Source organism: Pedobacter sp. 01N416, from assembly GCF_056399685.1.
In genome coordinates, this window is the sequence record NZ_JBFTRT010000372.1 from 1 (window position 1) to 9,167 (window position 9,167).

Genomic DNA, 9,167 nt, shown 5'->3' on the forward strand with positions numbered 1-9,167 from the left:
CCCTTTTTACAAGGAGCAGACTATCAATTGCAAACCTTCTTTTTGCGACAACCAATTGATCTTCGGAATATCTTTTTTGCCGTTCCAAATTTGAATTCAACAATCGATATCTTTCCTTATCTCTTATAAGGGATTGAATTTGCTGGTCACTATTAAACTGGTCCTTAAAATTATTGTAATTGTATAAACTTTGTTTTAGGTTGATAACACTCGGCTGCAGGTTGCCAAGTATCAAATTTTGGTTAATCAGCCTATCATCTATTTTTACAACCTTCATACCAACCTGCTGTTCCAATTCCCGGATATCATTTTTGATCATTGTTATATCCTCATAGGAAATGGAATTTTTCAAATACCCCACCACTTCGCTTTGTTTAACCACATCTCCGTCCTTCTTAAAAAGAAACAAAATTCCCGCAGCACGATTGGTGATTTCCAATGGAGGCACCTTGGTAGTTAAGACAACTCTGGACTCAATTATTTCAGGGTATTTGATTAACCAAGAAAAAAAAACAAGTACCAGGACTACTAAGAATATTACAGMCGTGCCTGTCCTAATTATTGCTGAAGGAATAATTCCCATTACATCTTGGACTTCCAAGCTATACTGTTTTGTATCTGACATATATTTACCTTGTGTGCTAAAGTACAAAAATTATCATATTTTTACTTTTGTAAATAATGCTCTATGAATAAAAAATTCCCGTATTTCAAACAGCTTGATCAAATGGACTGTGCACCAAGCTGCTTGTATATGATTTCCAGATTTTATGGCCAGACACATTCAATTCAAGACCTAAGAAAATATTGTTATACTGGAAAGGAAGGCGCCTCTTTATTGTCAATTAGTGAGGCTGCTGAGCGAATCGGTTTCAGGACGCTCAATGCCAGGGTAATTTTTGAAAATCTAATTGACGATTTACCGCTTCCACTTATCGCCTATTGGCAACAGAAACACTTCATTATTGTCTATCGGGTTAATAAGTCTCACGTATATGTAGCAGATCCGGCGTTTGGTCTAATAAAATACACCCATTCGGAGTTCATTAAGGGGTGGTCGGTAGATAACCTGACAAAAAATGAAATAACTGGCTTGGTCCTTGTTCTGGAACCGACAAAACTGTTTTATGAAAACGACATTGTAGCCGGCCAGAAGCAAAACGGGTTAGGGTCGTTTTTTGTATATGTAAAGCCATATAAAAAGTTTATTTTCCAAATCATAATAGGTTTGATCATAAATACAATATTATCCTTCATCTTTCCTTTTCTGACCCAATCGATTGTTGATGTTGGCATTAACAATAGAAACATAAGTTTCATCAATATCATCCTGATTGCCCAGCTTACACTTTTCTTCAGCCAATCGCTAGTGGGCGGAATAAGGAGCTGGATTTTTTTGCATATGGGAACAAGGATTAGTATCACTTTACTGTCCGATTTTATCATTAAGATGATGAGATTGCCCATGACTTTCTTTGACAATAAAAGAATGGGTGATATTCTTCAAAGGATAAGGGACAACGGAAGAATTCAGACATTTTTGACATCATCTCTCATCAATACGGTTTTTGGCGCGTTAAATTTTATAGTTTTCTCAATTGTATTATTTTTCTACAGTTTCGCCGTATTGTCGATCTTTTTAATTGGCAGTCTTTTTTATTTCGGATGGATTCTTTTGTTTCAGAAAAAAAGAAAAGAAATGGACTATAAAACATTTGATCAGATGTCAAATAGTCAAAGCAATCTAATTCAACTGATAGAGGGTGCCCAAGAAATAAAACAACAAAATTGCGAAACCCAAAAGAGATGGCAATGGGAAAGAATACAAGCAAAACAGTTTCGACTCAGCATATCGATACTTAAAATAAACCAGGTTCAGCAAATGGGCTCTTTTATAATCGATCAGGTCAAAAACATTATGATAACCTATTTTACCGCCAAGGCGGTAATAAGTGGTGAAATGACGCTTGGAATGATGATGTCTGTGCAGTATATTTTAGGTCAGCTTAATGGCCCTCTTTCGCAAGCGATAACCTTTGTCCATGACTATCAAGATGCAAAGATCTCTCTTGAACGCCTAGAGGACATCCAGAATAATGTAGACGAGGAAGCAATAGATTCAAGCGGCATCAAACCTAATCTTTTAAATAGGGATATTGTTTTAAAAAATGTCACATTCTTTTACGACTCTTCAAAGTATCAAAAGGCGGTATCAGGTGTCAATTGCCGTATAGAACACGGGAAAACTACTGCAATAGTTGGGATGAGTGGTTCRGGAAAAACAACTATCCTGAAACTCCTCTTAAAATTTTATATCGCAACCTCAGGCGAAATAAGGGTTGGAGAACACAACCTAACAAACATCAATCCTAAGTTTTGGAGGAAAAAATGTGGCGCGGTGCTTCAGGACGGCTATATCTTTTCTGATACAATAGCACGGAATATTGCCGTCAGTGATGATACCCCTGATGATGACAGATTGCTGGAAGCGATCAGATTGTCAAATCTGGATGATTACGTGAGTAACCTTCCACTTGGATATAATACTAAAATTGGTGAAAATGGCCAAGGTTTGAGCCAAGGACAAAAACAACGGATGCTCCTGGCACGAGCATTTTACAACAAACCTGATTTTCTGTTTTTTGATGAGGCTACAAATTCATTAGATTCAAAAAATGAAACGAGCATAATGGCAAATATATACGAAGCTTTTCAAGGAAAAACAATTGTGATTGTAGCACACAGGCTCAGTACAGTTAAGAACGCTGATCAGATTATTGTGATGGAAAAAGGTGAAATTCTTGAAACAGGTACACATGATCAATTGATCTCTAACCAAAAACTGTATTACTCTCTGGTTAAAGACCAATTGTCATTAAATTAATCAATCCCCAAGGTTTCAATAAAATTTTTTAATGGTTTTTATATTTACAAATATTTCTTATTATTGTATAGAACAATACTGACAACATATGTAAGTAATAGCCTAGTCAAATTAACAGCTCTCAATGACGAAAACAAAATATCTATTGATTCTCTCAATCACATTATTAATTTTTCTTTCTGTATTTATTTATAAATACGCTTTCTACGGAATTCCTTCCTGGGGACCGGTATCGATCACAAGATCCGGGACAAATGAGATCGCTACAGGGAAAGATTTGTCGTTTTTGAAAAAGATTGGTGATAAGTCACAGATTATTTCTTTTGGAGAGGGTACCCACGGCAGTAGCGAATTCAATGTTTACAGACTGGCTTTTTTTAAATATCTCGTAGAAAACTGTAATTACCGCTTCTTTTTAGTGGAAACAGACTTTGCAAATACGGTTAAAATCAACGATTTTGTTTTAACCGGTAAAGGAGATCCTAAGGAGTTACTCAAAAACCAGAGTTCTTGGGTATGGTCAACCTCAGAGGTATTGGACATTCTCGATTGGATAAGAAAATATAACGCTTTTAATTCTGATGAACGGAAAGTGCGCTTTTATGGCGTTGATGAAAAAGATGTATTAAAGATATCCAGATTAGTAAAATATGTGCTACAAGATCAGTCGGACGAAGAAAGCATTGGATTAATAAAATCGATAAATCAGCTTTATCATTTAGAAAAAAACTCAAAGCCATTTAATCTCCTACTAACGCAAGTCAGCTTAACAATACAAAATCTAGCTAAAAAAAACAGTCAGATTTATTCAAACCGAAACAATTACTTCATTTTACAAACCTGCGTTCAGCTAATAAAACATTACATCAAGATCAATGAAGTTAGCTATTATGGGCGTGGTCAGATTATTGACAAATGTAGGGCAGAAAATATTCTTTCCATATTGAGCTTTTATGGAAAGGAGTCAAAAGCCTTTTTTGCAGCTCACAATGTTCATGTAAAAAAATCAGTCGAAGGTTATTTTTTTAACCTGGTCAAGCAAAAAAGAACCGGGACCTACCTAAGAGCAGCAATGGGGGACAAGTACTATTGTATTTATTCTGATTTTGCTCAAGGAGGATTTCGGGCTATTAGTACGAGGACCAATCAAAAGTCAATATTTTACCTACCGCCGAGTGAAGATAATCTTTCATTTGAGATTCTAAAAACTTTCAAAGTTCCGTTTTTTATGGATTTGAATAAAACGATGGCTCGGTCTTGGGCAAATTCAAATCGGATCTTTTACAATGTTGGCGCAACAGATGGAGGTAAGCCCCGGTTCAGAACATTAAATTTATTTGAATCTTATGATGCCTACATTTTTATACCAAAAGTAACACCTGCAGAACAATTAAATTAAAGTTTAACCAATAATTAATTATTAAAATCAAATCAAAATGAAAAAAAAACTAAACATTGAAGCCAGATATTAATATCTGTCCCTAATCAACTGGCCCCATTATTATTCAAAAACAACAAAGTCTTTATGATTTAATTTGTTTTTGGACAGTCTAATAGAAAGCTTGGCATAAATCTGCTGTCTGCAGAAGCCAGGCTTTTTTGTTTTTATTTCTTTCCGGTTATAAATGTTATTATCTTTTTGATTATGGAACGATTTAAGCCATGGTTATTCAAACCTTCAAATAGCAGGTTAGTTCGCTATAAATGCCCATTCGTCGATAGAAAAGGTGCGTTTGTATAGAACCACGGCAATGAAAAAAGAAAATTTGTAATTTGGCATTGAACATTATAATCATCTYATTTATGCAGAAGAACATTTTCATATGGCTTTTACACATAATTTTCTGGGCGCTATATTTTGGTGCTTATGTTCTCATCTTTCAACTTGATAAGAAAAACATCAATGAGTTATATGATCCTCAACACATCATATTATTCCTCACTAATATAGCGGCATTCTACTTCAATTATTTTTATCTATTCCCAAAATTCATAACCGAAGTTAAAAACTATAAACTATTCATAGTTTTTTTTTGCTTAACCATCCTTTTTGTATCGGTCTTCAAGACAGCGATCTTTTACTTATTCTCAAGGGGCATACACATCAATGATGCTTCATTGCCCCAAAATTATTCACATTATATCATTGTTTTTTTTATTTCTTTTTTACTATCGGGGCTTGTAATGTCTGTAAGTTTAATCTTCATGATGACAATAGACTTTTTTACAAAGAAAAAAAGTCAGGAGATTATGAACGCTCAACAGAATTTCATTGAGACTCAATACCTCAAAGCAAAACTTAATCCTGCATTTCTAGTCCAATCTTTAGATCAAATGCATTTAAAAGCAAGAGAAAGTCTTGATGATACGGCAGAGGAACTGTTGATGCTTTCTTCCATTATGCGGTACATGATCTACAATAGCAATGTCCCCTTAATTGAACTCGAAAAAGAACTTGAATGTTTAGACACCTATATCAAACTTCATAAAAGTTTAAATATGGATGAATTCTATGTTGATATTAAATATGACACAAATCTAAATGTTGAAATTCCTCCCCTACTATTATTTTCATTATTGGAGAATGCCGTTAAATATGGGATTACCAGTGAACTACAAAACCCCGTAAATATCAACGTCGATGCCGATAAAAACATCTTATCTTTTGAATTCAAGCAGAAAAAAACAAATCTTGATACGAACGGCTTCGATGATGCCATCAACAACATCGAACGACGTTTGAAATTACTGCATACAGAAGATTATATACTAAAAAAGAAAAACACCTTAAACCATTTTTCTTGTGAGATCCCACTGAATGTGTCCGATAAAATTCGGGACTCTAATAGATCGTAGCTGCGAAGTTGAATTTTAATCCTAAGTAGAAACACATTCTGGCTTGGATATGTTAGCCTGTGATCTGTTTATACTAGAACTACTGAGACATCCAGCAAGTGTAACCTCCTCTTGGAAACGCGCTGCATTTTTCTGTCGATTTTTAAATCACCCCTTCAAGAGGTTATGAATAACAGTAAGATAATTGTGTTAATTCTCAGAATACCTTCCCAACAGTTCACTAAAACTGGTCCTTCCATATGCTATTGGTTATAAATTAAGTGCGGTCAACCATCTTCCTTCAGGACAATTGCTATCATATAAAAAACCAGAAAACATTTTTTTTCGTATAATTGCAGTGTAAGGGATGAGCGCCTTACATCCGGCGAAAGCCAGAGAGCATTAATTTAGATAAGGGGTAATCATTAAATTGATTATCCTTTTTTTATCAGCTCAAAACCTCCCCTTTCTGGGATCAAAAGTATCCGCATCATCAAACTTCTTATTCAGCCCCTCCCGTAGCACCTCCAGAAAATGCGTCCTGCTCAACCGTTTCCGAGAACCGAGATCATCAAAACCCCGCTTGGGGATTCCCAGATCAATCTCAAAACACCTGCCCATCCGCTCAAAAAACTCCGTAATCCCCACCTTGCCGTTATCAATCTGCCCCGACACAAACAGCGCATGCGCCAGCTCGATCAGGTTCACCTTCTCCCCCGTCCAGCGCATCCCGCCCGTACGGACCGGCTTCGCTGGAACAGTAATTGCCTCGCCACCTCCTATACCAACCTCCAGCCCAGCAAGTTCCGCCAATAAATAATCCCTCAACCTTTCCCCCGCCATAAACTTTGCCCAGAGATAACTCCATGGTCCAGCGAACTGTCCATCAGCATCTACATCCAGCCCTTCCAGCGCCACATCCCTTTTCCCTTCCCCCAAAAAATAAGCACTGTCCAGCCCTTCCATCCCCTGCCTGAAATACACAAACTGCACCGGATAGCGTAAAAAAATCTTCTGCACATAATCCAGCTCCCCACGAAGATAACCCATCACCTTTCCCCGTTCATCCACAGGCCTCCTCAGCTCCACCGCAAAACGGTCCGCCGCATAAACCTGCCAGCTATACACCGCCGGCCACACCACCTTAAAAAAACCGATCTCCTCCTCCACCGATCCAAAACCCTGTTCCATTACCATAGCCTTAAGCTCCGACAGCCTATCCTTCACCAATAGCACCACCTCCCGCATCTGGGCCAATGGCGCCTTCTCCTTTTCATAGACCTCTAGCGCAGCCTGAGCCACATCCGCCACAACCAACAATGCTTCTTCTTTTTTCATACCTTAATCCTTTAACCAAAAATAAACGAACAAACAAAAGAGCCCCAATCTAGACACTAGAACAGCCATCACCCCACCCCATACTAAAACCCGCAATTCACCGTTAAAAAATAGTATCCGTTCCGATAGGACAATATTAATCCGCTTAAAGCAGCGAAAGGTTGATCTGTGACACAATCGATCACCTATGCAAAATTTAACCGAAGAAGAAGCCGACCTGCTCCAGACTTTAGGCTTCATCACATCCCTGCCCGCGCCTTTGCAAAGTAGGGTCAACCAGGAAAACCTTATCCAGACCTTTCCGCGTAAAACACTCCTGCTCCGTCCCGGCGAAACCGCCAGAAGACTGTACTTTATCCGCAAGGGATTCCTGCGCGCTTATTTCATCGATGAAAACGGAAAAGAATGCACCACCTGGTTCATGGGCAAAGGCGACCTGATGATCTCCGTCTACAGCTTTTTCGCCCAACAGCCCGCCCACGAATACATCGAAGTCCTGCAGGACTGCAAACTCCAGTCCATCACCTGGAACCAGCTTAACGCCTATTACGCCGACTTTAGGGAAGGCAACTTACTGGGCAGGATCGTCACCCAGAAATACTACATCCTCAGCGAAGAACGCGCCATTTTCCTCCGTACTCAAACGCCTGAGCACCGTTATGACCTGCTGCTCAAAACCCACCCCGAAATCGAACAGCAGACCACCCAGCAGAATATCGCCTCCTACCTCGGCATCAGCCGCGAAACCCTGAGCCGTATCCGCAGGAAAAAACTCAAAATGTGTCAGCAGACACAAAACAGCCCAAAACCAGGAGCCATTTTTCACTAAGCCAGCATCCCATGAAAACAAAACTTAATATACTTGCCCTCATCCTGCTCAGCCTCTCTGCCTGTAAAAAAGAGCAAAACATCCAAAACACCAAAGGCGCAGACACCAGGCCAGCGGAAGATATCATCACACTCAGCAGGACAGAAGCCAAAGCCTATCTGGGACAGCTTATAAAAGAGCAACCAGACAGCACCACCGCTATCCGCAACATCCGGGTCCATTGGGAAACCGCTGCCAACAGCCCCAGTCCGAAAGGCAATACCTGGAAGATCAGGCTTCAGGGCCAGCCCGTCTATCAAAATGTCAAACAGGGCTACCGCCAGCTTGCCATCAGAAAAAATCCAAACACAAAAGCCTTGGAAGCCCGCATCCTGGAAATCATCCCTGATGCCATCTACCTCCAGAAAGGAACAAACATCAATAGCAAAACCTTCACCGGAAGGGTATTCAGCTACGACCTCAACTACCGTCTAAAAAACGGACAGATCTATAGCGAAGGAAAACAGGTCGGACAGATCGCCACCACAGAAAAGCTCACCACGCAACCCGGCCAGCGCTTAAAAGACCTCAATCCCCCAAAAGGCCAGCAGGGAAAAACCATGACCATACAGTTCACCGAAAGCTGCACCTGGCTACAAGACAGCTACGTCAACGCCAACGGGGAATTCACCGTCCATGCCGAACTGATCTGCAGCTACACCAGTTACGACGACGGCATGAGCTGGTCATCTGGAGACGGAGGCAATACCACCAACAGCACCTCACTCCCATCCGGCGGTGGAGGCGGCGGACAAGTATCACCAGATCCCACTCCCCCAGCCCCCTCCAACCTTCCAGGGGAAAACAACAGCAAAGTCGACCCCGAAAAAATGATGGACTGCTTCTCCCAGATCACCGACCCCAACGCCGCCTTCACCATCCGCATCTACGTCGTCGAACCCCAGCCCGGCACCTTCTTCAACGTCGGCCAGAACGCCTTCGGCCACGTCGCCATCTCCTTAAGCAAAACCAGCGGCACCACCACCATCACCCAGACCATCGGCTTCTACCCCACCGGCACAGGCCTGGAAAAACTCGATTCAAAATCGCAGATCCTGGACAATGGTTTAGGAGAATACAATATCAGCTCCACCTATTACGTCAACAGTGAAAACTTTCAAAAAGTCATCAACTATGTCAGCAGCCCACCAGCGCAGTACCACTTTACCGACTTCAACTGCTCTGCATTTGTATATGCAGCTGGACAGGCCGGAAACCTGCCCATTCCCGATCCCACCACCC

The 9,167-nt window shown here is 40.4% G+C and carries 7 protein-coding genes; 5 read left to right on the plus strand and 2 right to left on the minus strand.

Annotated elements, in window-relative coordinates; genetic code table 11:
* Nucleotides 1-625, minus strand: a 625-nt coding sequence (locus tag AC1DND_RS19055; RefSeq protein ID WP_477584005.1) for a hypothetical protein, incomplete at its 3' end; no start/stop codon positions are given.
* Nucleotides 626-688: 63 nt separating this feature from the next.
* Here AC1DND_RS19055 and AC1DND_RS19060 point away from each other — a divergent pair.
* From AC1DND_RS19060 to AC1DND_RS19070, 3 genes are all read left to right on the plus strand, one after another.
* A complete protein-coding gene (locus tag AC1DND_RS19060) occupies nt 689-2,884 on the plus strand; it encodes a peptidase domain-containing ABC transporter (RefSeq protein ID WP_477584007.1) in 2,196 nt (731 codons plus the stop codon).
* Between the two features lie 124 nt (nt 2,885-3,008).
* Nucleotides 3,009-4,283 carry an erythromycin esterase family protein gene (locus tag AC1DND_RS19065; RefSeq protein WP_477584008.1) on the plus strand — a complete coding sequence of 425 codons (1,275 nt, stop codon included), beginning with the start codon at nt 3,009-3,011 and terminating at the stop codon, nt 4,281-4,283.
* Between the two features lie 851 nt (nt 4,284-5,134).
* Entirely contained in the window at nt 5,135-5,740 is a 606-nt protein-coding gene (locus AC1DND_RS19070) for a histidine kinase (protein WP_477584010.1), read from the plus strand.
* Between the two features lie 432 nt (nt 5,741-6,172).
* Here AC1DND_RS19070 and AC1DND_RS19075 read toward each other — a convergent pair whose 3' ends face one another.
* Entirely contained in the window at nt 6,173-7,057 is an 885-nt protein-coding gene (locus AC1DND_RS19075) for an RteC domain-containing protein (protein WP_477584011.1), read from the minus strand.
* A gap of 187 nt (nt 7,058-7,244) precedes the next feature.
* On the opposite strand from AC1DND_RS19075, the gene AC1DND_RS19080 reads away from it, so the two are divergent.
* Complete coding sequence (locus AC1DND_RS19080) at nt 7,245-7,886, plus strand: Crp/Fnr family transcriptional regulator (RefSeq protein ID WP_477584012.1); 642 nt, start codon at nt 7,245-7,247, stop codon at nt 7,884-7,886.
* Between the two features lie 11 nt (nt 7,887-7,897).
* Nucleotides 7,898-9,167, plus strand: a 1,270-nt coding sequence (locus AC1DND_RS19085) for a hypothetical protein (RefSeq protein WP_477584013.1), incomplete at its 3' end; no start/stop codon positions are given.

Bases quoted from the DNA above. Each gene is read 5' to 3' on its own strand.
- AC1DND_RS19080 (WP_477584012.1), top strand. From the start codon at position 7,245: ATGCAAAATTTAACCGAAGAAGAAGCCGACCTGCTCCAGACTTTAGGC.
- AC1DND_RS19065 (WP_477584008.1), top strand. From the start codon at position 3,009: ATGACGAAAACAAAATATCTATTGATTCTCTCAATCACATTATTAATT.
- AC1DND_RS19075 (WP_477584011.1), bottom strand. From the start codon at position 7,057: ATGAAAAAAGAAGAAGCATTGTTGGTTGTGGCGGATGTGGCTCAGGCT.
- AC1DND_RS19070 (WP_477584010.1), top strand. From the start codon at position 5,135: ATGAACGCTCAACAGAATTTCATTGAGACTCAATACCTCAAAGCAAAA.